Below are 26667 nucleotides of genomic sequence, written 5' to 3' on the forward strand. Positions count from 1 at the left end.
GGTCCCGTTGTCGGTTCAGACTCCCGTCGGCGCCGCGCCTCATCGGTGCGGCGCGCGTGAACGCCAGGGCGGATTCCCGCCAGCGCCGTCCACACCCTCCCGTTTTCATTGAACCCGCAACCAAATGGAGCGGAGAGGAACCACATGGACGGCAACACGGTGGCACTCGTGACGGGCGGCAGCCGGGGCATCGGGGCGGCGACCGCGCTGCGGCTGGCCGCGGACGGCTTCGACGTGGCGCTCACCTACGTCAGCGGCGCCGCGGCCGCGGCCGAGGTCGTCGGCGGGATCGAGGCGCTCGGCCGCAGGGGGCTGGCGGTACGCGCCGACGCGGGCGCCGCCGACGGCCCGCGGACCGCGGTGGAGGAGACCGTACGGGCGCTGGGGCGGCTCGACGTCCTGGTCAACAACGCCGGCGTCGGCGTGCTCGGCCCGATCGGCACGCTCGGCACCGCCGACGTGGACCGGGTCCTCGGGGTCAACGTCCGAGGCGCCTTCCTGGCCGCGCAGGCCGCGGCCGGGCACATGGGCCCCGGCGGACGGATCGTCACCATCGGCAGCTGCGTGGCGCTGCGGGTCCCCGGCGCGGGCTGCACGCTGTACGCGATGAGCAAGGCGGCCGTGTCGGGCCTGACGAAGTCCCTCGCCCGGGAGCTCGGCGGGCGCGGCATCACCGCGAACCTGGTGCACCCCGGCCCCACGGACACCGACATGAACCCGGCCGGCGGTCCGTACGCGGACCCGCAGCGGTCGATGACGGCCCTCGGGCGCTACGGCACCCCGGAGGAGGTCGCCGCCATGGTGTCGTTCCTCGCCGGGCCGGACGCCGCGTACGTCACCGGTGCGGAGTTCTCGGTGGACGGCGGCCACGCCGCCTGACCGGCGGCACGAGGGGAGCCCTGCCCGGCCGCCCCGGGAACGCCTGTGGGGCGCACCGCGTGCGGTGCGCCCCACAGGGCCGTGCCCGTGCCCCGGGGGTGTCGGCCCCCGGAGCGGTCGGCCGGGGCGGGTCAGCCGCCCAGCTCCTGGTGGCGGGCGGCGTGCGCGGCCGCGCCGCCCTCCGTCAGCGAACCGAAGAGGCGCAGGCGGGAGAAGCCGCCGTCCGGGAAGATGTCGATCCGCACGTGGGTGCCGACCGCCGGGGCGTCCAGCACGAAGCGGTGGTTGGTGTCGGGCTGCAGGCGGGTGCGCGGCAGGAACTCCTTCCACTCGCCCTCCTCGCCCGTCTTGATGGACAGCGAGGCCCAGCCGGCCGAGTTGCCCTTGAGGTAGGCGGTGTCGATCTCCACGGCGCGGATCTCGGACTCGGCGACGAGCCGGTAGCGGATCCAGTCGTTGCCGTTGTCGCGGCGGCGGGCCGTCTCCCAGCCGTCGTCCATCTTGCGGGAGCGGCCCGGGTTGATGGTGTTGGCGGGCGGGGAGTAGAAGCGGTTGGACGCGTCCTCGACCGAGCCGCCGTTCTCCAGGGCGACGACGTCGAAGGTGCCCAGCGCGGCGAGCCACCGCGGGTCGGGGCGGACCTCGCCGTAGACGCGCAGACGGGCGATGCCGCCGTCCGGGTGCTGGTTCAGGCGCAGGTGCGTGAAGCGCTGCTCGGCGTTGACCTCGAAGCCGTTGGCCGCGTGACCGCCGACGGGGGTGCGCTCGACGAGGGTCGTCCACTTGACGTCCTCGGAGAGCAGCTCCTCCGCGGTGGGGGAGCCCTGGACCGAGGCGCCCTCGACCGATACGGCCTGGGGCATGTTGCCGCGGAAGTGGGCGGTGTCGACGACGATGCCGCGGATGACTCCGGGGGCGCCGAGCCGGATCAGGGCGTAGTCGTGGTCCTCGGCGGTCGGCCAGGGCTGCTCGGCGGACACGCCGCGGCGGCGGCGGGTCTCCCAGCCGTCCATGACCTTGCCCTTGTGCCCGAAGTGCTCGGGGTCGAAGTGCGGGGCCTCGCTGATGAGCAGGTTCTCCCGCTCGGCGAAGAACTCGTCGTTGGCGGCGATGACGCCGGCGCCCAGCTCGCGGGCCGCGAGGTTCGCGTACTGGGTGAAGGGGAACTCCGCGGTGCGGTAGTCCGCGAACGGGTCGCCGCCCCCGTACGGGTTCGCGTTGCCGGTGAAGGACGTCAGTCCAGTCGAACGCTGTGCCACTGTCAGTTCTGCCTTTCGAGGAGGAGGCCCGTGGGCTCGGTCGGGGTGCCGTGGTCGGCGATCTTCCTGCCGCGCAGCCAGGTGGACCTCACGACGCCGTGCAGGGTCCTGCCCGCGTACGCCGTGACCTGGTTGCGGTGGTGCAGTTCGGCCGGGACCACGGTGAAGGTCTCTTCGGGGGCCAGGACCGCGAAGTCGGCGTCACGGCCGGCCTCGATGGCGCCCTTGGCCGCCAGGCCGGCCAGCGCGGCCGGGGCGGTGGACATCCAGCGCGCGACCTCTTCGAGGGTGCGGCCGCGCTTGCGCGCCTCGGTCCAGATGGCGGGCAGGCCCAGCTGGAGGGAGGAGATGCCGCCCCACGCGGTGGCGAAGTCGCCGGTCTTCAGGTCCGCGGTGGAGGGTGAGTGGTCGGAGACGATGCAGTCGATGGTGCCGTCGGCGAGGGCGTCCCACAGGAGGTCCTGGTTGGCGGCCTCCCGGATGGGCGGGCAGCACTTGAACTCGGTGGCGCCGTCCGGGACTTCCTCGGCGGTGAGGGTGAGGAAGTGCGGGCAGGACTCGACGGTGATCCGCACGCCCTCGGCCTTGGCGGCGGCGATCAGGGGCAGCGCGTCGGAGGACGACAGGTGCAGGACGTGCACGCGGGCGTTGAGCCGCCTGGCCTGGGCGATCAGGTTCTCGATCGCGGTGTTCTCGGCGTCCTTGGGGCGCGAGGCCAGGAAGTCGGCGTACTTGGGGCCCGGCTTCTGGGGGGCGGACTCCAGGTGGTGCGGGTCCTCAGCGTGCACGATCATCAGGCCGCCGAAGCCGGTGATCTCGGCGAGGGAGGTGGCCAGCTGCTCCTGGTCCAGCTGGGGGAACTCGTCGACGCCGGAGGGCGACAGGAAGCACTTGAAGCCGTAGACGCCGGCGTCGTGCAGCGGGCGCAGGTCCTTGACGTTGTCCGGAAGGGCGCCGCCCCAGAAGCCGACGTCCACGTGCGCCTTGGTCCGGGCGACCTCCTGCTTGACGCGGAGGTTCTCCACGGTGGTGGTGGGCGGCAGGGAGTTGAGCGGCATGTCGAGGATAGTGGTGATGCCACCGGCCGCGGCGGCGCGGGTGGCCGTCCAGAAGCCCTCCCACTCGGTGCGGCCGGGGTCGTTCACGTGGACGTGGGTGTCCACCAGGCCGGGGAGCAGCACGTCGTCGCCGAAGTCCTCGAGCCGTGCCCCGGCCGGTACCTCCGCGTCGTGCGCCAGCACGGCCGTGATCTTCCCCGCGGCGACGGCCACCGAGGCGGCGCGCGTCCCCTCGGGGGTGATGACGCGCGTCGAGCGCAGTACCAGTTCCACTGCGGCGTCGGCCACCGGAACCTCCCCATCTACTTCCACAGAGCGAAATTCAACGTTCTGTTGACGGAGTCTTCACCCCGATCCGGGGCCAGTCAAGAGCGTCGGGACGGACGGACGGCCCGCTCGCATCCCGATTGGATGTTTCCACAGGATGGAATTAAGATTTCACCATCCAGAATGTAGCTATCGCCACGGGCATCCGGGCGGGTAACTTCCGGAGGACGTCCACCCCCGGACAAACCACCTCTGACCGGCGCGGACGGCGAGGCCCGGATCTAGGGCCGCAGCCGGCCGACCGGTAGGCTGCTCCCTTGCCTGCCAGCACCGAAAGGACCGCGCCGTGCCGACGTCCAGCGCCAGCACCACCGACGCTTCCGCCAAGCCCACCGCCGGCGGCGGTGGCGTCCAGTCCCTTGAGCGCGCCTTCGATCTGCTCGAACGCATGGCCGATGCCGGCGGCGAAGTCGGTCTCAGCGAGCTCTCGGCCGCCAGCGGCCTGCCGCTGCCCACCATCCACCGCCTGATGCGGACCCTCGTCGCCTGCGGGTACGTCCGCCAGCAGCCCAACCGACGGTACGCCCTCGGGCCCCGCCTGATCCGTCTCGGCGAGTCCGCGTCGCGGCTGCTGGGCACCTGGGCCCGCCCGTACCTCGCCCGGCTGGTCGAGGAGACCGGCGAGACGGCGAACATGGCCCTGCTCGACGGCGACGAGATCGTCTACGTGGCGCAGGTGCCGTCCAAGCACTCCATGCGCATGTTCACCGAGGTCGGCCGCCGGGTGCTGCCGCACTCCACCGGCGTGGGCAAGGCCCTGCTCGCCCACACCCCGGCCGACGAGGTCCGCGCCCTGCTGGCACGCACCGGCATGCCCGCCGCGACCGAGAAGACCATCACCACCCCCGAGGGCTTCCTGGAGGCCCTGGAGCAGGTCCGCCGGGTCGGCTACGCGGTCGACGACAACGAGCAGGAAATAGGAGTCCGCTGCCTCGCCGTGTCGGTGCCCGACTCGCCGACCGCCGCCGCGATCTCCATCTCCGGTCCGGCGGGCCGGGTGACCCAGGCCGTGGCCGAGTCCTTCGTACCGATCCTCCAGGGCGTCGCCGCCGAGCTGTCGGTGGCCCTGCAGAGCCAGGCCCCCGCGTAGGAGATCCGTTCGGGCGGCTCCGCGCAAGGGCGGTGCCGGCGGCGCTGGGCCGGCTGGTGGTCCGCGATGGCGGGGTGCGGCCCGGCGGGGCAGCGTGGGGAGGCAACCGCCCTCTCCCCGCCCCGAGGTCCGCCCATGGTCACGAACCCCGTCACGGCGCCGAGCCCGCCCGATGCCCCGCCGGGAGCCGGCGCCCGCCCGGGGCGGCGGCGCGATCTCGCCTTCCTGGCGCCCGTCGCCGCCGCGTACGCCGTGGCCCAGCTGCTCCTGGCCGTGCCGGGCACCGGACTCGGCTGGGACGAGACCGTGTACGTCAGCCAGGTCTCGCGCGATGCCCCCGCCGCGTTCTTCAGCGCCCCCCGCGCGCGCGGGATCACCTACCTCGTCGCCCCCGTCGCCGCCCTCACCCCCTCCGTCACGGCCCTGCGGATCTATCTGGTGCTGCTGTCGTCGGGGGCGCTCCTGATCTGCCTCTGGGTGTGGCGGCGGCTGCTCCCCGCGCCCGTCCTCGCCCTGGCCGGAGTGCTCTTCACCGGCCTGTGGCCGACCCTGTTCTACGGCTCGAGGGCCATGCCCAACCTCTGGGTGGCCTTCGGAGCCCTCCTCACCGTCGGCTGCTTCCTGCGGGCGGCCCGCGATCCCGGCGACCGCCTCGCCCTCGCGGGGACCGTCGCCGGGGCCGCCCTCGCCGCGCTCATGCGCCCCTCCGACGCGGTGTGGCTCGTCCTGCCCCTGGCGTGCGCCGCGTGCGCCGTCCGCACCGGGAGGCGGCTCGCGCTGGTCGTGGCGCTCGCCGTGGGCGCGCTGCTCGGAGCCGCCGAGTGGGTCATCGAGGCCGAGCTCCGCTACGGCGGCCTCCTCGCCCGGCTGCACCGCGCCGACGAGATCCAGGGCGGCATCGGCTGGCACCCCGCGTTCGGCGACCACCTGCGCGCCCTGGGCGGCCGTACGCTCTGCCGCCCGTGCGACGGGCCCGGGTCCCACCCCCTCACCGTCCTGTGGTGGTTCATCCTGCCCCCGGCGGCCGCCGGCGGGCTCGTCGTCGCGTACCGGGCCGGGCGGCTGCGCGGGGTCCTCGTACCCACGGCGGCCGCGGTGTCGCTCGCGGCGCCGTACCTGCTGACGATCGGGTACGCGGCGCCCCGCTTCCTGCTGCCCGCGTATGCCCTGCTCTCCCTGCCCGTCGCCCTGTGCCTGGCCCGGCTGTTCCAGCGGGCCCGCACCCGGCCCTTGGCCCTCGGGGCGCTCTGCCTGGCGCTGGCCGCGCACCTCGCACTCCACCTCGCCCTCACGGCCACCCTGGGAGCGCGCGGCAGGGCCAACCGGACGGCCTTCACCGCCGTCGCCGCCGACCTGCGCGGCCAGGGGGTACGGCCGCCCTGCCTGGTCAGCGGCGCGGAGGCGGTCAGGGTGGCGTTCCTCGCCCGGTGCGCCTCGCGCCAGGTCGGGGGCCACGACGGCAGCATCACCGCGGACGGGCTCGCCGCCCTGGCCCGGACCCGGCCCGCCGCGGTGCTGGTGGCCGGCGGGTCGCCACCGCCCGCGTGGGCGCGGGGCTGGCGGACGCTGCTCCTGCCGGACTTCCCTGGCCGGCGCGGCCACCTGGCCTACCTGTCCCCCTCGGCGCGGCCCGACGGGCCCGGGGGAGCTACGCGGGAACCGACGCGGTGAGGCGGCCGTCGGCCATCGTCGCCGTACGGTCCATCCGGTCCAGGTGGGCCCGGTCGTGCGTGACCAGCACCGTGGCGGTGGAGCGCTCGCGCGTGAGGGTGACCAGCAGGTCGAGGACCGCCGCGCCGCGCTCGTGGTCGAGGGCGCTGGTCGGCTCGTCCACCAGCAGGACGGCCGGCTGGTTCATCAGGGCCCGGGCGATGTTCACGCGCTGGCGCTGGCCGCCGGACAGCTGGTGCGGGCGATTGTCGGCCTTGTCGGCCAGGCCCACCGCGTCCAGCAGCTCCAGGGCGCGGCGGCGCGACTGCCGGGAGGGGCGGCCCGAGAGGTGGGCCATCACCTGGAGCTGTTCGGCGGCGGTCAGCGAGGCCAGCAGGTTGGGCTGCTGGAAGACGATGCCGATCTCCTCGCGGCGCAGGGCCGCCTTCTGCGCGGGTCCGAGCCGGCTGGTGTCCCGGTCCGCGACCACGACCCGGCCCGAGTCCGGGGTGACCAGGGTGGCCGCCACGGCCAGCAGGCTGGACTTCCCCGAGCCCGAGGGCCCGACGATCGCGGTGAGGGAGCCGGCCGGCACCTCCAGGGAGACCGCGTCGAGCGCGGTGAGACGGCCGTCCCCGTCGGGGTAGGTCAGCGTGACGTCGTCGACGAGCAGGGTCATCGGGCACTCCCCAGGGCGGTCAGCGGGTCGACGGCGGTGATCCGCCGGATGGACAGGGCCGCGCCGAGCGCGCCGAGCAGGATCATGATCCCGGCGGGGACCAGCACGGTGGCCGCGTCGAGGACGAAGGGCACGTCGCCGCCGCCGATCAGTACTCCGGCGCCGGCCGCGAGCCCCGTACCGGCACCGGTGCCGATCGCCAGCATCACCACGGCCTGGCCGAGGGCGTCCCTGAGCAGGTAGGGGGTGGAGGCGCCGAGGGCCTTCAGCACCGCGATGTCACCGCTGCGCTGGATCGTCCAGACGGTGAAGAACGCCCCTATGACCAGGGCGGAGATGGCGAAGAGGAAGCCGCGCATCAGCTGGAGCGATCCGTTCTCCGCCTGGTACGACCCCATGGCGCCCAGGGCCTCTTCGACCGTCAGGGCCTTCGTGCCCGCCGCCCGGTCACCGGCGGCCCAGTCCACGTCCCCGGAGCCGTCGAGGGCGATGACGGTGGCCACGGTGTCCGGGGAGGCGCCCGGGTTGCCGACGCGCTGCCAGTCGTCCAGGTCCGTCCAGATCACCGGGGTGTGGCTGTAGGAGGCCGTGCCCGAGACGGCGGCCACGGTCAGCTCCAGCGGACCGGCCTTGACGCGGTCGCCGGCGGTGAGGCCGCCCAGCTCCTTCGCCGCCTTCTCGGTGAGCACCGCCCGGCCCCGGCCGAGCCCCGCCCCGGCCGGGGCGAGCGGGCCGGCCGGCTCGACGCCGAAGACGGAGACCGCTGCGGTGCGCCCGCCCGAGACGGCGTTGGTGGTGCGGATGCCGAGCGGCTGCGCGGCCGTCACCCCGGCCCGTTCCCGCCAGGCCTTCCAGGCGCCCTCGGGCAGCTGGGACTGGGTGAAGGAGACCTTCTGGTCCCCGGCGGGCGCCGCGAAGGCCAGCCGCGAGGCGGGCAGTCCGGTCAGGGCCGAGATGTTCTCCCGGGCCAGTCCGGAGGTCAGCCCCGACAGCAGACCGACCAGCAGCGTGATGAGCAGTACGACCGAGCCCATGAGGGCGAAGCGGCCCTTGGCGAACCGTAGATCTCTCCATGCGACGAACATGTCCCCCACCTTGGTCGCGCACGCGGGCCCGCGGCATCGCGCCACGGGAGGCATCCTGCTATCGAAGGTGGCATCCGGACATCAAACTTTCGGTTGACCGGGGCCCCGGACCACCCGCTTACGCTGGTCGGACGATGTCTGCCGCCCCGCCCTCCCGCGCCCTGCTCCCCGTCTCCCGCGTCCTGCGGCTGTGCCTGCACGCGCTGTTCCTCGGGCTGCTCGCGCTGGCCTCCGCCCGCGCCGCCGCCGGCCCCGCGCCGCACGCCGGGTGGGTGACCGGGCTCTGCGTCCTGCTGGCCGCCGTGTACGCGGCGGGCGTCCGGGCCCCCGCGGTGCGGCGCTCGGCCCGGGCCGCCGCGCTGTGGCTGGCCGGGGTGGGCGCGGTGTGGGCCGCGCTGCTGGCCGTCTCCCCCGACGGGCTGTGGATCGCCTTCCCGCTGTACTTCCTGGAGCTGCACCTGCTGCGGCTGCGCTGGGGACTGGTCGCCGTCGCCGTGACCGCCTGCGCCGCCATCGGCGCCTTCGTCGGGCACAGCGGCGGCTCCGCCGGCCCCGGGGCCTTCCTCGGACCGCTGCTGGGCGGGGCGGTGGCCGTCGCCACGGTGCTCGGCTACCAGGCGCTGTACCGCGAGAGCGAACGCCGCCGCCGGCTGATCGAGGAGCTCATCGCCACCCGGGCAGAGCTCGCGGCGGCCGAGCGGAACGCGGGGATCCTCGCGGAGCGGGAGCGGCTCGCGCGGGAGATCCACGACACCCTGGCCCAGGGCCTGTCCTCCATCCAGCTGCTGCTGCGGGCCGCCGAGCGGACGCTGCCCGAGGGCGCGCCGGCCGCCGGACACATCGCCCGGGCCCGCGGGGCCGCGCAGGAGAACCTCGCCGAGGCACGTCGTTTCGTACGGGCCCTCACGCCCCCGGACCTGGCGCACGGCTCGCTGGCCGGGGCGCTGGAGCGGCTGTGCTCGGGGGCCCCGGGCCCGCGGGTGCGGTTCTCGGTCAGCGGCACCCCCAGGGCGCTGCCCACCCCCTACGAGGTGGCCCTGCTGCGGATCGCGCAGTCGGCGCTGGCCAACGTGGTGCGGCATGCGGCGGCGGGGCGGGCGGAGATCACCCTGACCTTCATGGACAGCTCGGTCACCCTGGACGTGGTCGACGACGGCCGGGGCTTCGACCCCGCCGGCGCCGCCTCGGGCGGGGGCGGTTTCGGCCTGCCCGCGATGCGCGCGCGGGCCGAGTCGCTGGGCGGGCTGTTCACCGTGGAGTCGGATCCGGGCCAGGGCACCGCCGTGGCCGTCACCCTGCCGCTGCCCGTGGAGGCCTGAGATGACCATCCGGCTCCTGCTCGCCGACGACCATCCCGTGGTGCGCGCCGGGCTGCGCGCGGTGCTGGACACCGAGCCGGACTTCGCGGTGGTCGCGGAGGCCGCGACGGCGGAGCGGGCGGTGGAACTCGCCGCGTCCGAGCCGGTGGACGTCGTACTGATGGACCTCCAGTTCGGGGCCGGGATGCACGGTTCGGCGGCCACGGCTGCGATCACCGCCCGTCCGGGCGCGCCCCGGGTGCTGGTCCTGACCACGTACGACACGGACGCCGACATCCTGGCGGCGGTGGAGGCGGGCGCCTCCGGCTACCTGCTGAAGGACGCCCCGCCGGAGGAGCTCGCGGCGGCGGTGCGCACGGCGGCGGCCGGCCAGTCGGCGCTGGCGCCGGCGGTGGCGCTGCGGCTGATGGACCGGATGCGCACCCCGGCGGAGGCGCTGACCAAACGTGAGCTGGAGGTGCTCCAGCTGGTCGCGGACGGGCTGTCCAACCAGCAGATCTCCAAGCGGCTCTTCCTCAGCCAGGCCACGGTCAAGTCCCATCTGGTGCACGTCTACGCCAAGCTCGGCGTCGACTCGCGCACCTCCGCCGTCGCGGCGGCCGCCACCCGCCGGCTGATCCGGACGCGGTGAGGGGGCCGGCCCCCGGCCGCGGGGCGTACGGCCCGTGGCTGACCGCCGTTGCCGCCGGGGCTTCGAGACCGTGCTCGCCGTCTGATTCCGGACGCCCCGATATCGCTTTTGCCGCACGCTCGTGATCATTAAGGTCTGGACCATGAATCGCTTACTGACACGCGCCGCGGCCTCGGCCGCGCTGATCTGCTCCCTCCTCGTCGGCGGTACCGCGCTGACGGCCGGTTCCGCCGCCGCGGCCGACGGGCCCGAGCTCACCGGGCTGAGCTGCGGCTACGACAACCGCACCCCGCCGCCCACCGTGGCGGCCGGGGCCAGGGGCCGCACGGTGCTCGAGGCGCGCTGCCTGCTGAACTTCTGGACGGGCCTGCAGACGACCGGGGAGGAGCCCGTGGACGTCTTCGAGCCCGACGCGGCCTCGGCCACGCGGTACTTCCAGGGCCTGCGGGGCCTTCCCGTCACCGGTGCGGTCGACGCCGCGACCTGGGCCGAACTCCGGCACGGCTGAGCCGCCCGGCTCACGCCACCCAGTGCGGCCGCTCGACCGCCGGTGCCAGCGGGACGCCGTCGTGGAAGGCCGCGGCGAGCCGGCGTACGCCCTCCTCCAGGCGGTCGGGCGGCAGGGTGTACGGGATGCGCAGGCGGTGTTCGAAGGTGCCCGGGTCCACGCCGAAGCGGGCCCCGCGGCCGATGTGCACCCCGGCGGCGGCCGCGCGCTCGGCGAGGGCGGAGCTGACCGGCTCGCCGAGGTCCACCCAGAGCGAGAGGCCGCCGGGCGGCAGCCGCCAGGACCACTCGGGGGTGTGCCGCTGGAGCGCCGACACCAGGGCCGCCCGCTGGGTGCGCAGCTGCGCGAGCCGTTCGGGCAGGGACCGGTCGAGGCCCTCCAGCAGCGGGAGCGCCACCAGCTGGTCGAGCACGGAGCCGGTCATGTCCGCCGAGACCCGTACGGCGGTCAGCTCGGCTATGAGCTTCGCGGTGGCCCGGATCCAGCCCACCCGGAGCCCGCCCCAGTGCGTCTTGCTGAGGGAGCCGATGGTGATCACGTGGTCGGCGCCGGACCGGGGGGCGAGGGCGGCGAGCGGCGCGGGGGCCGGGACGTCCAGCGCGATGTCCGCGATGGTCTCGTCGACCACCAGCCAGGTGCCGGTGGCGCGGGTCACCGCGAGCAGCCGCAGCCGCTGTTCCTCCGGCATCAGGTTGCCCGTCGGGTTCTGGAAGTCCGGGATCGCGTACGCGAGCCTGGGCACGGTCTGGCGCAGCGTGGACTCGGCGATCTCCATGTCCCAGCCGGTGTCGGAGACGGCGATGGACCCGGTGCGCAGGCGGGCGTGGCGCAGGGCGTCGAGGGCGTTGGCGTAGGTCGGGCTCTCGGTGACGACCCGGTCCCCGGGCCGGCAGAGCAGGCCGGCCACCAAGGCGAAGGCCTGCTGGGCCCCGGCGGTGACCAGGATCTGCTCGGAGCGGGTGGGCAGCCCGCGCCGGGTGAAGCGGTCGGCGACGGCGGCGCGCAGGTCGGGCAGGCCGAAGGGGTGGTAGCCGGGGGTGCGGGTGAGGGCGGACAGGCGGGGGGCGGCCCGGGCCAGGGCGTCGGCGAGGCTGCCGTCCGGGGCTCCCATCGCGGCGATGGCGAAGTCGATGCCGGGGTCGCCGTCGGCGCTGTGGCCGCCCGTCCCGAGGAGGGCGTGGGCGCCGACCGGCCCGTGGCCGTCGGGGAGCTCGGTCCAGGTGCCGGAGCCGCGCCGGCTGCGGACGTAGCCGCTCTCGCGGAGCAGGTCGTACGCGCCGGTGACGGTGGCGCGGCTGGCGCCGAGGGCCTCGGCGAGTTCGCGTTCGGCGGGCAGCCGGACGTGCAGGGCGATCCGGCCGTCGAGGATCAGGGTGCGGACGGCGTCGGCGAGGGCGCGGTAGCCGGGGCGGGCCAGCACCTCGGGCGGGAGCAGCGCCGCGAGCTGCCGGCTCCCCAGCGTTCTGTCCGCCGTATGGACCACTCGTCCGTTCGCCATGCCAACCTCCCCCGATTGGCTCTGCCGGCCAGGCCAATCGGGGTCCAGACTCGCGGCATTGGCCCCCGATTGGCAAGGAGCGCTCCCCGATGCCGAACGATGTGTTCACCGACCGTGACGAGCGGGCCCTGGCGGCCGCCGCCGAGAACCGGATCTCCGAGCCGCTGCGGATCGGGGCCGCTCTGGCTTCCGTGCGCCGGCTGCTGGCGGGTTTCCCACCCGTTCGGGGGAAGGGGCGGCGAGAATCGCTGACATGTCAGCAGTCGAACACTCCCGCGAAGCCGGCCCCGGCCGCCCCGCTGCCCCTGTGACCCCCGCCGCCGGCCCGGCCCCCGGCGAGGCTCCCGGCGGGCCGGCCGGGCAGGACCCGCCGCTCGTCGCCGGCCTGCTCCTGGCCGCCGGCGGGGGGCGCAGGCTGGGCGGCCGCCCCAAGGCCCTGCTCCCCTACCGCGGACGCCCGCTCGTCGAGAACGCCGTGCGCGTCCTGCGCGAGGCCGGCTGTGACCCGGTGCACGTGGTGCTCGGCGCCTCGGCCGCCGAGGTGCGCGAGCGCGCCGACCTGGCGGGGTGCGTGGTCGTGGACAACCCGGACTGGGCCGAGGGCATGGGCTCCTCGCTGCGGGCGGGCCTGGCCTCCCTGGCCGGTACGGGCGCCCGCGCGGCCCTGGTGTCCCTGGTGGACCAGCCGGGCATCGGGCCGGCGGCCGTGGCCCGGGTGCGGGAGGCGTACCGGTCGCCGTCGAGCCTGGTGGCGGCGGCGTACGACGGGGAGCGGGGGCACCCGGTGCTGTTCGGAGCGGACCGCTGGGCGGAGGTGGCGGCGACCGCGACCGGGGACCAGGGCGCGCGCGTCCACCTGAGGAAACACGCCGCCGAGGTCATGCTGGTGGAGTGCGGGGACGTCGCGGCCGCCTTCGACATCGACACCCCGCCCGATCTGGCACGCCTCGTCTGAGCGGGGCGTGACCGCGGTGGCACTGAGGGCCACCGGGGAGCGGAATCTGTCGACTCAGAGAATCTCGATATCAACAAACCATTGAACTTCCACCATGAGGAAATTACTATCCACTGGTCAGAAGCGCCCTGAACCCCCAGACGGCGCCCGCGACCGTTACCCGGAACTCTCCACACCCGGCGGCACCGCGTGCCGTCCCGCGCGAGCATTCCCCGCGGCCGCAAGGCACCGCCGCTGAAGGAGTGACAGATATGTCCGCACCAGCGCCGTCCCCGCTGGCCATCGTCGACGCCGAGCCCCTGCCCCGGCAGGACGAAGTCCTCACCGATGCGGCCCTCGCGTTCGTGGCCGAGCTCCACCGGCGGTTCGCACCCCGCCGCGCCGAGCTCCTCGCCCGACGCGGCGAGCGACGCGCCGAGATCGCCCGCACCTCCACGCTCGACTTCCTCCCGGACACCGCACAGGTCCGCGAGGGCGACTGGAAGGTCGCGCCGGCCCCGGCCGCCCTGAACGACCGCCGCGTGGAGATCACCGGTCCGACCGACCGCAAGATGACCATCAACGCCCTCAACTCGGGCGCCAAGGTCTGGCTCGCCGACTTCGAGGACGCCTCGGCTCCCACCTGGGAGAACGTCGTCCTCGGCCAGCTCAACCTCATCGACGCCTACGAGCGCCGCATCGACTTCACCGACCCGCGCACCGGCAAGGCCTACGCCCTCAAGCCCGCCGACCAGCTCGCGACCGTCGTCATGCGCCCGCGCGGCTGGCACCTCCAGGAGCGCCACCTGCGCTTCGAGGGCGGCCCGGCCTCCGGCTCCCTCGTGGACTTCGGCCTCTACTTCTTCCACAACGCCCAGCGCCTGATCGACCTCGGCAAGGGCCCGTACTTCTACCTCCCGAAGACCGAGTCGCACCTGGAGGCCCGCCTCTGGAACGACATCTTCGTCTTCGCCCAGGACTACGTCGGCATCCCGCAGGGCACCGTCCGCGCGACCGTCCTCATCGAGACCATCACCGCGGCCTACGAGATGGAAGAGATCCTCTTCGAGCTCAAGGACCACGCGGCGGGCCTGAACGCGGGCCGTTGGGACTACCTGTTCTCCATCGTCAAGAACTTCCGGGACGGCGGCGAGAAGTTCGTCCTGCCGGACCGTAACGCGGTGACGATGACCGCCCCCTTCATGCGCGCCTACACCGAGCTGCTCGTCCGCACCTGCCACAAGCGCGGCGCGCACGCGATCGGCGGCATGGCGGCCTTCATCCCGTCCCGCAAGGACGCCGAGGCCAACCGGGTCGCCTTCGAGAAGGTCAAGGCCGACAAGGACCGCGAGGCGAACGACGGCTTCGACGGCTCCTGGGTCGCCCACCCCGACCTGGTCCCGATCGCCATGGCCTCCTTCGACGCCGTCCTGGGCGACAAGCCCAACCAGAAGGACCGCCTCCGCGAGGACGTCTCCGTGGCCCCCGGCGACCTGATCGCGATCGACTCGCTGGACGCCAAGCCCACCTACGAGGGCCTGCGCAACGCCGTCCAGGTCGGCATCCGCTACATCGAGGCCTGGCTGCGCGGCCTGGGCGCCGTCGGCATCTTCGGGCTCATGGAGGACGCCGCCACGGCGGAGATCTCGCGCTCGCAGATCTGGCAGTGGATCAACGCCGGAGTCGTCTTCGAGCACGACGGAGAACCCGTGCGCGCCACCGCGGAACTGACCCGCGCGATCGCCGCCGAGGAGCTCGACGCGATCCGCGCCGAGGTCGGCGAGGAGGCCTTCGCGGCCGGGAAGTGGCAGCAGGCCCACGACCTCCTGCTCCAGGTCTCCCTGGACGCCGACTACGCGGACTTCCTCACCCTCCCCGCGTACGACCAGCTGGTCGGCTGACCTCCCGTACGGCCGGCGCCACCCCCTTCGGCTGAATCGCACAGCAGCCGAGCCCGGCTCCGCCCCCGCCGCCTTCGAGGCGACGGGGGCGGAGCCGTTGGTGCGCGTGCGGGCAGGCCGCGTTCTGTGATCGGCAGGCCGGTGGTGTGGTGTGTGCCCCGGGGAACCACGGCGCGCCCGCCGGGGGGGGCGGCGGGGCCGCGCCGTACGGCATCCGCCGGGGATGCTCCGGAGCGGCCGCGGCGCAGCGGCGGTTCGGGGGCCGGGAACGCCGTACCGGCCGGCGAGGAGGGTGCGGTCAGCCCCTCGGACGCGTGCCGCCTCCGGCCCGCACGTCCTTGCGCACCTGGGCGAAAGAGGCGTCCAGCTTCCGCTTCATCCAGGGGGCGAGCGGGCGCTCGACCAGCCGGTGCACCAGATAGGCCGCGACCATCATGATCAAGGTCACAGCGATCAGCGTCGGGTACGGGTCCAGGTACTCGCGCAGACGGGTGATCACCTGCCAGCCGATCATCTGGTGCAGCAGGTAGAGCGGGTACGTGAGCGCCCCGGCGACGGTCAGCCACTTCCACCGGATCCAGTTGAACGCACCCAGCGCGGAGGCGATGACGACCCCGTAGGCGACGGTGGTGCAGAACAGGGTGAGGGTCCAGGAGAGCCGGTGCTCGGCGCCGTACTCATAGCCGTCGACCACACCCCGCAGGGAGTCCTGCGACATCAGCCAGCAGAACCCGACGATGCCCCAGAGCAGCAGGTTGGCGCCGAACCGGTACATCAGGAAGATCGCGATGCCGCCGATGAAGTACCAGGCGTAGGTGGGCTGGGCGAGCGCCGTGAGCAGCGGCGAGTCCGCCGCGGGCGCCAGCAGCGCCGCGACCCCCCAGATCCCGCAGAACGCCAGCACCCGACGGTAGGTCAGGCCGATCGCGACGAGCACGCCGAACAGCAGGTAGAACCGGAGCTCGGCCCAGAGGGTCCAGTAGACCGGGTCCAGATTGTCCACCCCGACCGGCATGTTGGCCATGCTCAGGTTGGTGAGGATCCGTGAGACGGTCGGCCGCTGGGTGTTGTCGCCCCAGATGGTCGGCACGATCAGCAGGCAGCCGGCCGTGAGCAGTACCGCCACCCAGTAGGCGGGGAAGAGCCGGACCACCCGCGAGGTGACGAAATCGCCGACCGAACGGCCCCAGCAGGACATGCAGATGACGAAGCCGCTGATCAGGAAGAACAGCTCCACGCCGGTCCAGCTGTACGCGCCCACCAGGTGACCGGCCGGCATCAGGTCGCTGGGCTTGCCGTGCCAGACCTGCGGGAAGCGCTCGACTCCGAGCCAGTGCCAGAGCACGACCCCCATCGCGGCGATCAGCCGGAGGCCGTCCAGCACGTAGAGCCGGGGCCGCTTGACGGGGACTGTTCCGGTGCCCTGCACCTCCCCCGGCTGGGCCGCCGAAGGCGGCGGCACGGAGACCGGCGGGGAACTGACGGGGGAGACCATCGACAACGCTTTCGGGGGCCGGTGCGGGGGATCCCCCCTCAGTACGAATCAAACAAACCCGATCAGCGTACCATGGACAAAACATGACAAAACGACCCACACTCCTGGCCGGCGGGAAGACCCGTCGGCCTGCCTCCTGACGGCACCTCACCCCGTGGGGGCACCGGGGCCAGGAGGTAGGGTGGCCTTCGGTGGCCCTTCCAGCCGGCCCCGACTGGTTACGGCGCCGGTGGCAGCCGAGTGGCAACACCGGCCGACATCGACACCGAATGGACTCGTCCCATGCGTAGCGCGCCCGGAAGAAGACGGCGTGTGACGGGAGCCGCCGGCAGCGCTTCCGATACCGACCCGCGGCTCGTGGACTGGCTCCGGGGACGCGCACCGACGGCCCTGGTGGTGGCCGCGGTCGCCCTGCTGGCCAACGTCTACTACCAGGCCCGGACCGCGGGCAACGTCGGCCTCGACAACGAGTGGGTCATCAAGGCCGCGGAAGTCTTCAGCCAGGGCAAGCCCCCCTACGAGGAGGAACGCTTCCTCTATCTGCCGCCGGGCGTGCTGGCCGGCGTGCCGTGGCTCTGGTTCTCCCTGGAGACCCGGCTGCACCTGCTGCCCCTGGTCGGCATCGGCTTCATCCTGGTCGGCTGGTTCCTCTCGCTGCGCGTCTTCCGGGTCCCGGCGCTGAGCCGGCTGTCCGTGCTGGGCGTGATCGCGCTCTGCTTCCTGGTGCCGTTCACCAATGTCGTACAGATCGGCAACTGGACCTCCGGTTACGTGATGGCCCTCCCGGCGGTCCTGCTGCTGGCCGCCGGCCGCCGCTGGGTGGCGGCCGCGGTGGTGTTCGGCGTGGCCATCAGCATCAAGCCGATCCTCGCTCCCGTCGCGCTGCTCTTCCTGATGGCCCGCCAGTTCAAGGCCCTCGCCGTCGCGGTCGCGGTGCCGGTGGTGATCGCGGTGGCGGCGGGCGCGATGATGCCCCAACCGACGCTGTTCCTCACCAAGACGCTGCCCTACCTGCTCGGCGGCCAGGGCGGCTTCGCCGCGCCGTTCGACGCGTCGGTCCCCAACGTGCTGACCCGGCTGGGCGTGGCCGAGGGGGCGGCCGGGGCGGTGGGCGCGGCCGTGGCGGTCGTCATGGTCCTGCTGGCCTGGCTCCGCTGGCGCAAGGGCGGCCACGAGGGCCTGCGGCTGGTCGAGACCAGCACCATGCTGATGCTGGCGGCCTTCCTCGGCACCAAGCCGTCCTTCGACCACTACACCCTGATCGTCCTGGTGCCGATGGCCGCGACCGTGGTGACGCACGGCGCGGCCGCGCGCTCCCCGTGGTTCTGGATCGGCTACGTCCCGATGGTCAACGGGCTGGTGCTGCCGCTCGTCTCCGCCGGGAACACCTTCAACTACCGGGTCCTGTTCACCAACCTGCTCTCGTCCGCCGCGCTCGCCTCGCGGGCCGTCGGCCGCCGCCCGGCCGGGCCCGCCCCGGCCCCTGCCCGCACCGCTCCCGACCGGGCGCCGGAGCGGCGGCGGGAACCCTCTCTCGTCTGACCTCCCGCAGCACACCGGATCCGGGCCCGCGCCGACGCGCCCGGATCCGTCGCGTACCCGGATCCACCGCGTACCCGGATCCACCGCGTCCGCGGACAGCCTCTCAGGACCGGTTCGACGGCCGGCCGAGGCCGGCTCGAAGTCCGACGGCGGAGCGGCGCGCCCGGGCGCCGGCCGTCCCCCGGCGAGGCCCACGTCAACCCGCCCCCATGCGCGGCGAACCCGGCGGCGCCCGACCGACCGGTCGGACGTTACTGCATCGTAATCTGACTGTACCTAGCGGTAACAAGTGGGCGCGTGTCACCTTTCCGATGCCACCGGCGCCGGCGGTACCCCCACTTTCCAAGCCACGCACCGAAGTTGTTGGCGACTTCGGCGTGGCCGACCGCAGGAGTTCCGCAGTGATCGGATTCCGCAAGGCCGGCGAGGGCCGGGCCGCCCCGCGTCGTGTGCGACGACTGGCCGGGGCCGGGATGGTACTGCCGCTCGCCGCCGCGCTGCTCGCCGGCGGGGCCGGGACGGCGGTGGCCGGGCCTGGTACGGGACCCACCGCCGTGGTGTCCATGGGCGACAGCTACATCTCCGGCGAGGCCGGACGCTGGAAGGGCAACAGCCTGACGAATAGCGGGAGCAGGAACGGCACCGACCGGGCGTGGGTCAGTGGCGGTTCCTACGATCCCGCCAAGGTCTACGGCACCACCGCGGGCGGGTGCCACCGCTCCGATTCGGCCGAGGTGCTGAGCGCGGGCGCCCTCGCCGAGACGGCGGTCAACGTGGCCTGTTCCGGGGCGACTTCGCAGAACGTCTTCCGCGCCGTCAACGGCGGCGTGGCCTTCAAGGGCGAGGCGCCGCAGGCGGACCAGCTGGCGGCGGTGGCCGCCGGCCGCGACGTCAAGGTGATCACGCTGTCCATCGGCGGCAACGACCTCGGCTTCGCCGACATCATCAAGAGCTGCGCGTACGACTTCGTCCTGTGGGGCTCGTACTGCTACGACGACCAGCAGGCCGGGGTCGACCGGAAGATCGACGCCGTCATGGCCGACGTCGGCAAGTCGGTCGACGAGATCCGGGCCGTGATGCGCCAGGCCGGGTACGCGGACTCCTCGTACCGCATCGTGCTCCAGTCCTACCCCTCCCCCATCCCCCGGGGCGCCGAGAACCGGTACACCCAGAGCGACTGGAGCCGGCTCAACACCGGCGGATGCCCGTTCTGGAACCGGGACTCCGACTGGGCCCGGGACTCGCTCGTGCCGCAGATGGCGAACCGCATCAAGGGAGTCGCGGCGGCCAAGGGCGTCCAGTTCCTGGACCTGCGGGACATGCTCCAGGGGCGTGAGGTCTGCGCGAAGGCCAGCAAGCAGGTCAGCTCCGCCGTCCCCGCGTCGGCGAAGACGAGCGAGTGGGCGCGCTGGATCGACAACAACGAGACGCAGGGACTGGTCCAGGAGTCCATGCACCCGAACTACTTCGGTCAGCTGGCCCTCGGCCGCTGCCTGGCCCTGGCCGTGGCCCAGCCCGCCGGCTCGGCCCAGAGCTGCAAGAACACCGCCGGGGGCGACCACACCGGCATGTTCCTGGCGGCCGCTCCGTAAATCGCGGCAGGACCGCGGGGCGGGCTGTCATGATCAGGCCATGGCAGCCCGTCCCGCGCGTCCCTCCCTCTACATCTCCGTCGACATCGAGGCCGACGGCCCGATCCCCGGCCCCTACTCCATGATCAGCTTCGGCGCGGCCGTCGCCGGCCGCCAGGACGGGGCCGCGTACACGGCCGCCGACCCGGAGCGGCAGACCTTCTACCGCGAGCTGCGCCCCATCAGCGACCGGTACGTGGACGCCGCCCTCGCCGTCAGCGGCCTCGACCGCGACCGCCTCCTGCGCGAGGGCGCCGAACCGGCCGCGGCGATGGCCGACTTCCGGGCCTGGGTCCGGGAGGTCTCCGCCGGCGCCCAGCCGGTGATGTGCGGCTACCCGGCCCCCTTCGACTGGACCTTCCTGTACTGGTACCTGATCGAATTCGGCGACGACAGCCCCTTCGGCCACTCCGGCTGCCTGGACATGAAGACCCTGTACGCGACGAAGGCCCGCGTCCCGCTGCGCGCCGCCGTGAAGGGCCGCATGCCCCGCGAACTCCACTCCGGGCGCCGCCACACCCACCACGCGCTGGACGACGCGATCGAGCAGGCGGAGCTGATGAGCAACCTGATGCTCTGGCAGCCGGACGCGGAGCTCCCGTAGCCCCTCCTACGCCGCCCGCTCCGGGCCCGCCAGCGCCGCCAGCGCGGTGGTGAAGGCCGCCCGGCAGCGGAGCCAGTCCGGGTCCGGGGACGGCGAGTGCAGGGCGAGGAGCTTGGGCAGCAGGTCCGCCGAGAAGGCGCGGGCCGCCTCGGCCGGGAGGAGGGACGGCAGGTTGTCGATGGCGATCACGTCCAGCGGCGGGCCGCCCACCGGCAGGCGCCGCGCCGGGGCCGTCCAGTCGGTCAGGCGGTCGTACACGGGGAGCAGGTGCAGCTCTGATCCGGTGTCACAGGTGATGTCGGCGATCACCGAGAGCCGCCGGGGGACGCCCTCCAGGTCGGCCGGGGTCAGGAAGGGCGGCACGGGCCGGGTGGTGAGCACCGCGTTGACCAGGATGTCGTGGCCGAGGAGCGCGGCGCGGTCCAGGCGGCGGGTCGCGGTGCGGTCCCAGCGGGTGACCGGGATCCCGGCGGTGGTGAGGGCGTCGCAGGCGCCGCGGCCGCTGCGGCCGCCCGCGCCGATGACCAGCGCCCGTAACCCGTCGGGGGCCGCCGCGCGCAGGCGGGCGTCCAGCTCCGGCCGGGGCAGCGGGACCAGCGGGGCGGTGAGCGCGCCGCGGGCGTGCAGCGCGGCCAGGGCGGCGCCCGCGTACCCGGCCCAGTAGCCGAAGGCGGCCAGCCTGCGGCCCCGCGCGTCGGCGAGGTACTCCAGGTCGAGCAGGGTCCCGCCGCCCGCGGCGAACCGGCGCAGCAGCTCGGGGGCCTGCGCCTGACCCTTGTAGGCGTGCCCGAAGTAGACGTGCCGGTGGTGCAAACGGTCGGGCGTCGACGGGAGTTCCTTCAGGCCGAGGACGTACGCGGACCCGGGCGCGGCCCGCGACCAGGAGCCGGCCTGCGCGGTACGGCAGCCGGCCGCCTCGTACGCGTCGAGCGGGAAGACCCGGTGTACGGACTCCTCCACGGTGATCCGTACGCCCTGCCGGACGAGCCGCTCGGCGTCCTCGGGGGTCAGGGGGGCACGCCGTTCGGTGGGGCGGGTCTCGCTGCGCATCCACAGCTGCGGGGTGTCGGCCATCGCTGTACCACCTGTCCGGTCAGAGGGGCGGGGCAGGCCGTCCCTTCCGGTCCGGCCGGCCGGACCCGCGTGGTCCGGTGCCGTGCGCGGCGGGGCGGAGGGGCTCCCGGATACCGGACGTACCCGGGTGCCTCGACCAGGCGGCGCGGGGCGGTACCGGGCGGCACGGTTCGGGTCGGGGCGGAGTGGCTCGGGGCGGCGCGGGGCTGGGGCGGTTCGGGGCTGGCGGGATTCGGGCCGGGCCCGCGAGAGCCGGCCCGGCGCTATGCGATGTCTTTCCGCGTCCTTGACGCGGTACGCCGGATCGACGCCGCAACTCCCGGCCCCGGGGCACCTCGCGCCCCGGCCGGTGACCCACGGCTCAGAGTTCCGGCAGCAGGTCCCTCAGCGTGCCCCGGGAACCCTCCGCGTGCGCCGCGCGGAAGGCTTCCGGGGCCATCCGGAGGCGCAGGATCCGCTCGGCGCGCGGGGCACAGGCGGCGGCCGGGCGGTGGGCGTGGACCGCGCCGAGCAGCTTCGCGGACTCCTCGTAGCGGCCGAGACCGGCCTCCAGCTCGGCCAGCAGCTCCGCCGAGAAGGCCTGCCCCAGCCGGTCCCCGAAGGCCAACTGGATCTCCAGAGCGGCCACCAGCCGGGTCCGGGCCAGTGCGGGACGGCCCTGACGGCGCTGCACGACCGCGTGGCCGCAGTCGGACCAGGACCGGGCCCACAGGTCGGCGGGACCTCCCGGAACGCCCTCCTCCACGGGCACGGACGCCGGGTCGGTGTGCGCGAGCGCCATCGTCAGGGCGGCCCGCAGCGCCTCCCGGCCCGGCCCGAACTCCGGCTCCGGCGGGAGCTGTTCGAGGGCGTCCCGGTACTCGTCGGCGGCCTCCCCCGGCCGGTCCTTCCACAGCGCCACGGTGCCCCGGGCGTGTGCGAGGTAGGCCAGGACGGCGTCCTCCCCCTCCAGTACGGCCGCGTTCCAAGCCTCCACCAGCAGCGGATCGGCCGCCTCGGGCCGTCCGGAGGCGGCCGCCAGCCAGGCCGCCAGCCACAGCGCGCGGGCCGGCCGGGGCGCCGGGTGCAGGGCGAGGGCGCGCTCCAGGTGCCGGTGTCCCTCCGTGCCCAGCCCGCAGGCCGCCCAGAGGAACCACAGGGACACGGCGACCTCCAGGGCGCCCGCCGGGCCGGTCCCGGACAGCGGGTCCATGGCGAGGCGCAGGTCGGGCAGCTCCCGCAGGGCCAGGGCGCGTGCCTGCGGCTGCGCCCCCGACCGCCACAGCCAGGCGGCCCGTTCGGCGACGACCCGGCACCGCTCGTGGTGGCGCCGGGCGGCCAGCGCCGCCGCGCCGCCGGGCTCGTGCGCGAGCCGCCGGGCCTCGTGGGCCCGTACGGACAGGGGCAGCCGGTAGCGGCCCGGCTCCCCCGGCTCCGCGAGCAGGGCGGGGGCGAGCCGGCGCAGGGTGGCGGCGGCCTCCTCGGGGCCGAGTTCGCCGAAGCCGCACACCTGCGCGACGGCGGCCTCGTCGAAGGAGCCCTCGAAGACGGACAGCCGGGTCCACAGCAGCCGCTCCCCCGGCGAGGCCGGAAGGTGTGCGCGCAGCACGTCGGCCCCGCCGGCCCGGCCCGCGCCCTCGGCGAAGAAGCCGAGCGGGTCGGCCCTCAGCCTGCGCAGCGCCTCGGCCGGGGGGTACCGGCCGGCGCGGGCGGCGGCCAGTTCCAGTGCGCCGGGGATCCCGTCGAGGGCGCGGCACAGGGCAGCGACGGCCCCGGCGTTGCGGTCGGTGATCTCGAAGCGGGGGTCGGCGCCGCGCGCCCGCTCCGCGTAGAGGCGTACCGAGGCGTACCGGGCGAGCTCCCCGGCCTCGGCGGCGGAATGCCCTCGGGCCGGATCCCGCGGTTCCGGTGGCAGGGGAAGGGGACCCACGGCGAGCTCCGCCCCCTCATGGAATCCGAGGGTCCGCTGCGAAGTGGCCAGAATTCGCACCCCGGGTGATCGAGCCAGCAATTGCCCCGCCAGCTCCCCCGCGCGCTCCCCGAGCTGCTCGCAGCCGTCGAGGACCAGCAGGGCCCCGCGGCCGTCGAGCCGGCGCCCCAACTCCCGTGCCAGGCCGTCCCCGAGGGGGGCGGGCAGGCTCGCGAGATCGGCCCACAGCACGCCGGCTCCGTGGGTGCGGTCCAGGGCCCGCGCGGTCCGCACGGCCAGCCGCGTCTTGCCGATTCCCGCTGGTCCGACGAGGCTGACCAGGCGTTCCGTGCCGAGCAGGGCGGTGGTGCGGGCGAGCTCGCGCTCCCGTCCCACGAAGCTCGACAGTTCGGCCGGCACCGCGTGGCGCAGGCTCGAGCCGGGGTCCCCCACGGGTCCTCCTCCCGCTCTCCTCCAGGCACGCACGACCGCCCGATGCCGCGGTCGGGCCTACGAGGAGAGATGATCAGGCGAAAGTAGGGTTGACCGGCCGATGGCCAGGAGAACCACCAGGGGAAGGTATGAACTCGGCCATTTCCGCCATCGACGACACCGACAGGGCGCTCGTCCACGCACTCCAGCTCGCCCCGCGCGCCAGCTGGGAGCGCCTGGCGCAGGTGCTCGGGGCGCGCCCCGAGACGCTCGCCCGCCGCTGGGAGCGGCTGACCGCCGCCGGCGAGGCCTGGATCTCGGGCATCGGGCTGCGTACCGGCACGCAGGCGCCGTGTATGGCGTGGGTCGAGGTGACCTGCGCGGCGGGTACCTCTCCGGCGGTGGGTGCGGCCCTGACCGGCGATCCCCACACCATGGGCGTGGAGCACACCTCGGGCGGACGTGACCTGCTGGCCTTCGTCGCCGTACCGAACCTGCACATGCTGTACCAGTACCTGTCCTTCCGGGTGCAGCGGATCCCCGGGGTGACCGGTACCCGCTCCTCGATGGTCACGGCGGTGCACTGCTCCCCCGACCGCTGGCGCCTGGACCAGCTGACGCCCGCCCAGGCCGACCTGCTGACCGGGCGCAGTCGCCGCAAGGGGGCCGCCGTCTCCCCCGCGCCGGTCGCCTCGATGCCCGAGGAGGACCGGCCGCTGGTGCTGGCGCTGGCCGCGGACGCGCGGCGCAGCGTGGCCTCGCTGGCCCGGGAGTCGGGGATGAGCGAGTCGACCGTACGGCGCCGCCTGGGCCGGCTGGAGGCGGGACAGAGCCTGCGCTACAGCTGCGCGCTGGCTTCGGGGCTGACCGGCTGGCCGGTGTCCGCGACGGTGTGGGGGGAGGTGCCCGAGCACGAGGTGGCCGACTGCGCGGCGGTGGCCGCGGGGCTGCGCGAGACCCGGACCTGCATGTCCGTCAGCGGGCCCTGGAACTTCATGATCGGCGCCCGGCTGCGCACCATCGAGGAGCTGTCCCGGTACACCGCCGACCTGACGCGCAGGGTGCCGGGGCTGCGCGTCACCGACACGGTGGTGGCCCTGCACGTGCGCAAGTCGGAGGCGCAGGAGCTGGACCGGACGGGCCGGCGGATACGGACGGTGCCGCCGGACATCTGGAAGGCCACGGCGCCCGGCACCGGGGACGAGGCCCTGCCGCACTGGGCGGCGTAGGCGCGCGGCGGCGCGTACGCCACACCCGCAGTGGGTGACGTACGCGCCGCCGCGCGCGACGCGGCCGGCGGCCGCCCGGCTCAGTGGACCAAGGCCGGTTCCGCGGTGCTCTCCGCCGCGTTCCGCTTCGCGCCGAGGTGGTTGAAGGCGAGGTTGAGCAGGATCGCCACCACGCACCCGGTGCTGATGCCGGAGTCGAGGACGACCAGCAGGTCCTCCGGGAAGGCGTGGTAGAAGTCCGGCGCGGCGATCGGGATCAGGCCGATGCCCACCGAGGCGGCGACGATGAGGGCGTTCTCGCCCTTCTCCATGGCCGCGCCCGCCAGGGTCTGGATTCCGCTGGCCGCGACCGAGCCGAAGAGGACCACGCCGGCGCCGCCGAGGACGGGCAGCGGGACGACGCCGATCACGGAGGCGGCCATCGGACACAGGCCGAGCAGGATCAGGATGCCGCCGCCCGCGGCGACCACGAAGCGGCTGCGCACCTTGGTCATCGCGACGAGACCGATGTTCTGGGCGAAGGCACTGCACATGAAGCCGTTGAACAGCGGGCTGAGCGCGCTGCCGAGGGTGTCGGCGCGCAGGCCGCCCTCGATGGTCCGCGCGTCCGCCGGCCGGCCGACGATCTTGCCGAGGGCCAGGATGTCGGCGGTGGACTCGGTCATGCAGACCAGCATCACGATGCACATCGAGACGATGGCGGCGACCTGGAACTGCGGGGCGCCGAAGTGGAAGGGGGTCGGGAAGCCGATGACGGAGGCGTTCTTGACGGCGTCGAAGCCGGTCATGCCCAGGGGAAGGGCGATCAGCGTGCCGGCGACCAGGCCGAGCAGGATGGATATCTGCTGGAGGAATCCGCGCAGGAACTTCCGCATCACCAGGACGATCGCCAGGGTGAGGGCGGCCATGCCGATGTTGCGCATCGAGCCGTAGTCGGCGGCGGCGCGGTTCCCGCCCTGCGACCAGTTGAAGGCCACCGGGAGCAGTGACACGCCGATCAGGGTGATGACGGTGCCCGTGACGACGGGCGGGAAGAAGCGGACGAGCTTGCCGAAGTAGGGGGCGGCGAGGAAGCCGACCAGTCCGGCGACGATGATCGCGCCGAAGATGACGGGGATGGCGTCGTCCCCCTCGCCCTTGCCGATGGCGATCATCGGTGTCACACCGGCGAAGGAGACGCCGTTGACGAAGGGGAGCTTGGCGCCGATCTTCCAGAATCCGAGCGTCTGGAGGAGGGTGGCGAGCCCCGCGGTGAAGAGCGAGGCACCCATCAGGAAGGCGGTCTCGGTGGCGGAGAGGCCGATCGCCGGCCCGACGATCATGGGCGGGGCCACGACACCCGCGTACATGGCGGCGACGTGCTGGAGGCCGCTCGTGAACATCTTCAGCGGAGGCAAGGTCTCGTCGACCGGGTGCTTCTCCTCCGGTACTGCGACTGCGTCTTTGCGAAACCTGGGCGTTGCGGCCACGGCTTCCTCCGGTCGGTTAAACACGTCGGCAGGGACGTGGGTGTCAGGGAGGTGGTGCGAAAGAGGTGCTGGTCGAGCCTGTATGGAGTTGTGGTGTCGCCACTTCTCGCCCCAAGGGGTGCGGAAACGATTCGCCCAAAAACCGGCTCCGCGCGGTGGCCCCGTCCCGTCCGGGGGCTGGTGGTGCCGTGGCAGCGGCACGGAGTGTGCGTCGCCGCGGTGGGGGTGTCACGGGGTGCGGGTGTCGCCAGGTGCCGCCGCACGGCGGTCCTCGCGGGTCACCGCTCCCGGAAGGAGCGGTGACCGCTCCCGGGGGCGCCCTCGGATCTCTCCGCGGGCGCTTCCCGGGAACGGCTGCCGCGGACCCCGCTCGGGTCCGCGGCCGGGGGGGGGGGGGGGGGCCCCCCCCCCCCCCCCCCCGGGGGGGCCCCCCCCCCCGGCGGGGGGGGGGCCCCCGGCCCCGGGGGGCCCCCCCCCCCGGCGCC

The 26667-nt window shown here is 74.1% G+C and carries 22 protein-coding genes; 13 read left to right on the top strand and 9 right to left on the bottom strand.

The window, feature by feature from the left end:
• Positions 1–144 precede the first annotated feature (144 nt).
• Complete coding sequence (locus ACFY7H_RS27020; RefSeq protein ID WP_388942842.1) at positions 145–879, top strand: SDR family oxidoreductase; 735 nt, start codon at positions 145–147, stop codon at positions 877–879.
• Positions 880–1010: 131 nt separating this feature from the next.
• On the opposite strand, the gene alc is transcribed toward ACFY7H_RS27020, so the two are convergent.
• Both alc and allB read right to left on the bottom strand, forming a co-directional pair.
• Positions 1011–2138 (bottom strand): allantoicase, encoded by a 1128-nt coding sequence (gene alc, locus ACFY7H_RS27025; RefSeq protein ID WP_388942844.1) that lies wholly within the window; start codon positions 2136–2138, stop codon positions 1011–1013.
• A gap of 2 nt (positions 2139–2140) precedes the next feature.
• Complete coding sequence (gene allB / locus ACFY7H_RS27030) at positions 2141–3484, bottom strand: allantoinase AllB (protein ID WP_388942847.1); 1344 nt, start codon at positions 3482–3484, stop codon at positions 2141–2143.
• 325 nt (positions 3485–3809) lie between these two features.
• Between allB and ACFY7H_RS27035 the strand changes: the two genes are divergently transcribed.
• Positions 3810–4613 carry an IclR family transcriptional regulator gene (locus tag ACFY7H_RS27035; RefSeq protein WP_388942849.1) on the top strand — a complete coding sequence of 268 codons (804 nt, stop codon included), beginning with the start codon at positions 3810–3812 and terminating at the stop codon, positions 4611–4613.
• A gap of 135 nt (positions 4614–4748) precedes the next feature.
• A complete protein-coding gene (locus ACFY7H_RS27040; RefSeq protein WP_388942851.1) occupies positions 4749–6284 on the top strand; it encodes a hypothetical protein in 1536 nt (511 codons plus the stop codon).
• On the opposite strand, the gene ACFY7H_RS27045 is transcribed toward ACFY7H_RS27040, so the two are convergent.
• Together ACFY7H_RS27045 and ACFY7H_RS27050 are read right to left on the bottom strand one after the other, a co-directional pair.
• Positions 6262–6942, bottom strand: a complete 681-nt coding sequence (locus tag ACFY7H_RS27045) for an ABC transporter ATP-binding protein (RefSeq protein WP_388942853.1) — start codon at positions 6940–6942, stop codon at positions 6262–6264. The genes ACFY7H_RS27040 and ACFY7H_RS27045 overlap by 23 nt on opposite strands.
• Complete coding sequence (locus tag ACFY7H_RS27050) at positions 6939–8027, bottom strand: ABC transporter permease (RefSeq protein ID WP_388942855.1); 1089 nt, start codon at positions 8025–8027, stop codon at positions 6939–6941. Before ACFY7H_RS27050 ends, ACFY7H_RS27045 begins: the two co-directional genes overlap by 4 nt.
• Positions 8028–8161: 134 nt before the next feature.
• Here ACFY7H_RS27050 and ACFY7H_RS27055 point away from each other — a divergent pair, with 134 nt between their 5' ends.
• The 3 genes from ACFY7H_RS27055 to ACFY7H_RS27065 all read left to right on the top strand — a co-directional run bounded on the left by ACFY7H_RS27055 (position 8162) and on the right by ACFY7H_RS27065 (position 10485).
• Positions 8162–9346 carry a sensor histidine kinase gene (locus tag ACFY7H_RS27055; protein ID WP_388942857.1) on the top strand — a complete coding sequence of 395 codons (1185 nt, stop codon included), beginning with the start codon at positions 8162–8164 and terminating at the stop codon, positions 9344–9346.
• A gap of 1 nt (position 9347) precedes the next feature.
• Entirely contained in the window at positions 9348–9977 is a 630-nt protein-coding gene (locus ACFY7H_RS27060; RefSeq protein WP_388942860.1) for a response regulator, read from the top strand.
• Between the two features lie 142 nt (positions 9978–10119).
• Positions 10120–10485: a peptidoglycan-binding protein gene (locus ACFY7H_RS27065; protein WP_388942863.1), complete on the top strand. Its 366-nt coding sequence runs from the start codon at positions 10120–10122 to the stop codon at positions 10483–10485.
• A gap of 10 nt (positions 10486–10495) precedes the next feature.
• Here ACFY7H_RS27065 and ACFY7H_RS27070 read toward each other — a convergent pair whose 3' ends face one another.
• Positions 10496–11983 (bottom strand): PLP-dependent aminotransferase family protein, encoded by a 1488-nt coding sequence (locus tag ACFY7H_RS27070; RefSeq protein ID WP_388942865.1) that lies wholly within the window; start codon positions 11981–11983, stop codon positions 10496–10498.
• A gap of 89 nt (positions 11984–12072) precedes the next feature.
• Here ACFY7H_RS27070 and ACFY7H_RS27075 point away from each other — a divergent pair, with 89 nt between their 5' ends.
• The 3 genes from ACFY7H_RS27075 (at position 12073) to aceB (ending at position 14818) form a co-directional block, all read left to right on the top strand.
• Positions 12073–12294, top strand: a complete 222-nt coding sequence (locus tag ACFY7H_RS27075; protein ID WP_388942868.1) for a hypothetical protein — start codon at positions 12073–12075, stop codon at positions 12292–12294.
• A complete protein-coding gene (locus ACFY7H_RS27080) occupies positions 12237–12938 on the top strand; it encodes an NTP transferase domain-containing protein (RefSeq protein ID WP_388942870.1) in 702 nt (233 codons plus the stop codon). The genes ACFY7H_RS27075 and ACFY7H_RS27080 overlap by 58 nt, the downstream gene beginning before the upstream one ends.
• Positions 12939–13189: 251 nt before the next feature.
• A complete protein-coding gene (gene aceB, locus ACFY7H_RS27085) occupies positions 13190–14818 on the top strand; it encodes a malate synthase A (protein ID WP_388942873.1) in 1629 nt (542 codons plus the stop codon).
• A gap of 298 nt (positions 14819–15116) precedes the next feature.
• Here the strand turns inward: aceB and ACFY7H_RS27090 are convergent, their stop codons facing one another.
• Positions 15117–16313 carry an acyltransferase family protein gene (locus tag ACFY7H_RS27090; protein WP_388942875.1) on the bottom strand — a complete coding sequence of 399 codons (1197 nt, stop codon included), beginning with the start codon at positions 16311–16313 and terminating at the stop codon, positions 15117–15119.
• Between the two features lie 312 nt (positions 16314–16625).
• Here ACFY7H_RS27090 and ACFY7H_RS27095 point away from each other — a divergent pair, with 312 nt between their 5' ends.
• From ACFY7H_RS27095 to ACFY7H_RS27105, 3 genes are all read left to right on the top strand, one after another.
• The gene (locus tag ACFY7H_RS27095) at positions 16626–17855 is read left to right on the top strand and encodes a glycosyltransferase 87 family protein (protein WP_388942878.1); all 1230 of its coding nucleotides are present in this window, start codon (positions 16626–16628) and stop codon (positions 17853–17855) included.
• Between the two features lie 311 nt (positions 17856–18166).
• On the top strand, positions 18167–19447 hold the full coding sequence (locus tag ACFY7H_RS27100; protein WP_388942880.1) for a GDSL-type esterase/lipase family protein: 1281 nt from the start codon (positions 18167–18169) through the stop codon (positions 19445–19447).
• Between the two features lie 40 nt (positions 19448–19487).
• Complete coding sequence (locus ACFY7H_RS27105) at positions 19488–20090, top strand: 3'-5' exoribonuclease domain-containing protein (protein ID WP_388942883.1); 603 nt, start codon at positions 19488–19490, stop codon at positions 20088–20090.
• A gap of 6 nt (positions 20091–20096) precedes the next feature.
• Here the strand turns inward: ACFY7H_RS27105 and ACFY7H_RS27110 are convergent, their stop codons facing one another.
• A complete protein-coding gene (locus ACFY7H_RS27110; RefSeq protein WP_388942886.1) occupies positions 20097–21164 on the bottom strand; it encodes a saccharopine dehydrogenase in 1068 nt (355 codons plus the stop codon).
• A 361-nt stretch (positions 21165–21525) separates the two neighbouring features.
• A complete protein-coding gene (locus tag ACFY7H_RS27115) occupies positions 21526–23505 on the bottom strand; it encodes an ATP-binding protein (RefSeq protein WP_388942889.1) in 1980 nt (659 codons plus the stop codon).
• Positions 23506–23633: 128 nt separating this feature from the next.
• On the opposite strand from ACFY7H_RS27115, the gene ACFY7H_RS27120 reads away from it, so the two are divergent.
• On the top strand, positions 23634–24713 hold the full coding sequence (locus ACFY7H_RS27120) for an Lrp/AsnC family transcriptional regulator (protein ID WP_388942891.1): 1080 nt from the start codon (positions 23634–23636) through the stop codon (positions 24711–24713).
• An 80-nt stretch (positions 24714–24793) separates the two neighbouring features.
• On the opposite strand, the gene ACFY7H_RS27125 is transcribed toward ACFY7H_RS27120, so the two are convergent.
• The gene (locus ACFY7H_RS27125) at positions 24794–26182 is read right to left on the bottom strand and encodes a nucleobase:cation symporter-2 family protein (protein WP_388942895.1); all 1389 of its coding nucleotides are present in this window, start codon (positions 26180–26182) and stop codon (positions 24794–24796) included.
• Between the last annotated feature and the right edge of the window lie 485 nt (positions 26183–26667).

The sequence above is a fragment of the Streptomyces sp. NPDC012794 genome, assembly GCF_042901085.1.
Taxonomy (GTDB): domain Bacteria; phylum Actinomycetota; class Actinomycetes; order Streptomycetales; family Streptomycetaceae; genus Streptomyces.

Coding starts and splice junctions, on each gene's coding strand:
- ACFY7H_RS27120 (WP_388942891.1), top strand. CDS start 23,634: ATGAACTCGGCCATTTCCGCCATCGACGACACCGACAGGGCGCTCGTC.
- ACFY7H_RS27065 (WP_388942863.1), top strand. CDS start 10,120: ATGAATCGCTTACTGACACGCGCCGCGGCCTCGGCCGCGCTGATCTGC.
- ACFY7H_RS27050 (WP_388942855.1), bottom strand. CDS start 8,027: ATGTTCGTCGCATGGAGAGATCTACGGTTCGCCAAGGGCCGCTTCGCC.
- ACFY7H_RS27040 (WP_388942851.1), top strand. CDS start 4,749: ATGGTCACGAACCCCGTCACGGCGCCGAGCCCGCCCGATGCCCCGCCG.
- ACFY7H_RS27110 (WP_388942886.1), bottom strand. CDS start 21,164: ATGGCCGACACCCCGCAGCTGTGGATGCGCAGCGAGACCCGCCCCACC.
- ACFY7H_RS27070 (WP_388942865.1), bottom strand. CDS start 11,983: ATGGCGAACGGACGAGTGGTCCATACGGCGGACAGAACGCTGGGGAGC.
- ACFY7H_RS27100 (WP_388942880.1), top strand. CDS start 18,167: ATGCCACCGGCGCCGGCGGTACCCCCACTTTCCAAGCCACGCACCGAA.
- ACFY7H_RS27045 (WP_388942853.1), bottom strand. CDS start 6,942: ATGACCCTGCTCGTCGACGACGTCACGCTGACCTACCCCGACGGGGAC.
- ACFY7H_RS27075 (WP_388942868.1), top strand. CDS start 12,073: ATGCCGAACGATGTGTTCACCGACCGTGACGAGCGGGCCCTGGCGGCC.
- ACFY7H_RS27080 (WP_388942870.1), top strand. CDS start 12,237: ATGTCAGCAGTCGAACACTCCCGCGAAGCCGGCCCCGGCCGCCCCGCT.
- ACFY7H_RS27090 (WP_388942875.1), bottom strand. CDS start 16,313: ATGGTCTCCCCCGTCAGTTCCCCGCCGGTCTCCGTGCCGCCGCCTTCG.
- ACFY7H_RS27020 (WP_388942842.1), top strand. CDS start 145: ATGGACGGCAACACGGTGGCACTCGTGACGGGCGGCAGCCGGGGCATC.
- ACFY7H_RS27105 (WP_388942883.1), top strand. CDS start 19,488: ATGGCAGCCCGTCCCGCGCGTCCCTCCCTCTACATCTCCGTCGACATC.
- aceB (WP_388942873.1), top strand. CDS start 13,190: ATGTCCGCACCAGCGCCGTCCCCGCTGGCCATCGTCGACGCCGAGCCC.
- ACFY7H_RS27060 (WP_388942860.1), top strand. CDS start 9,348: ATGACCATCCGGCTCCTGCTCGCCGACGACCATCCCGTGGTGCGCGCC.
- ACFY7H_RS27055 (WP_388942857.1), top strand. CDS start 8,162: ATGTCTGCCGCCCCGCCCTCCCGCGCCCTGCTCCCCGTCTCCCGCGTC.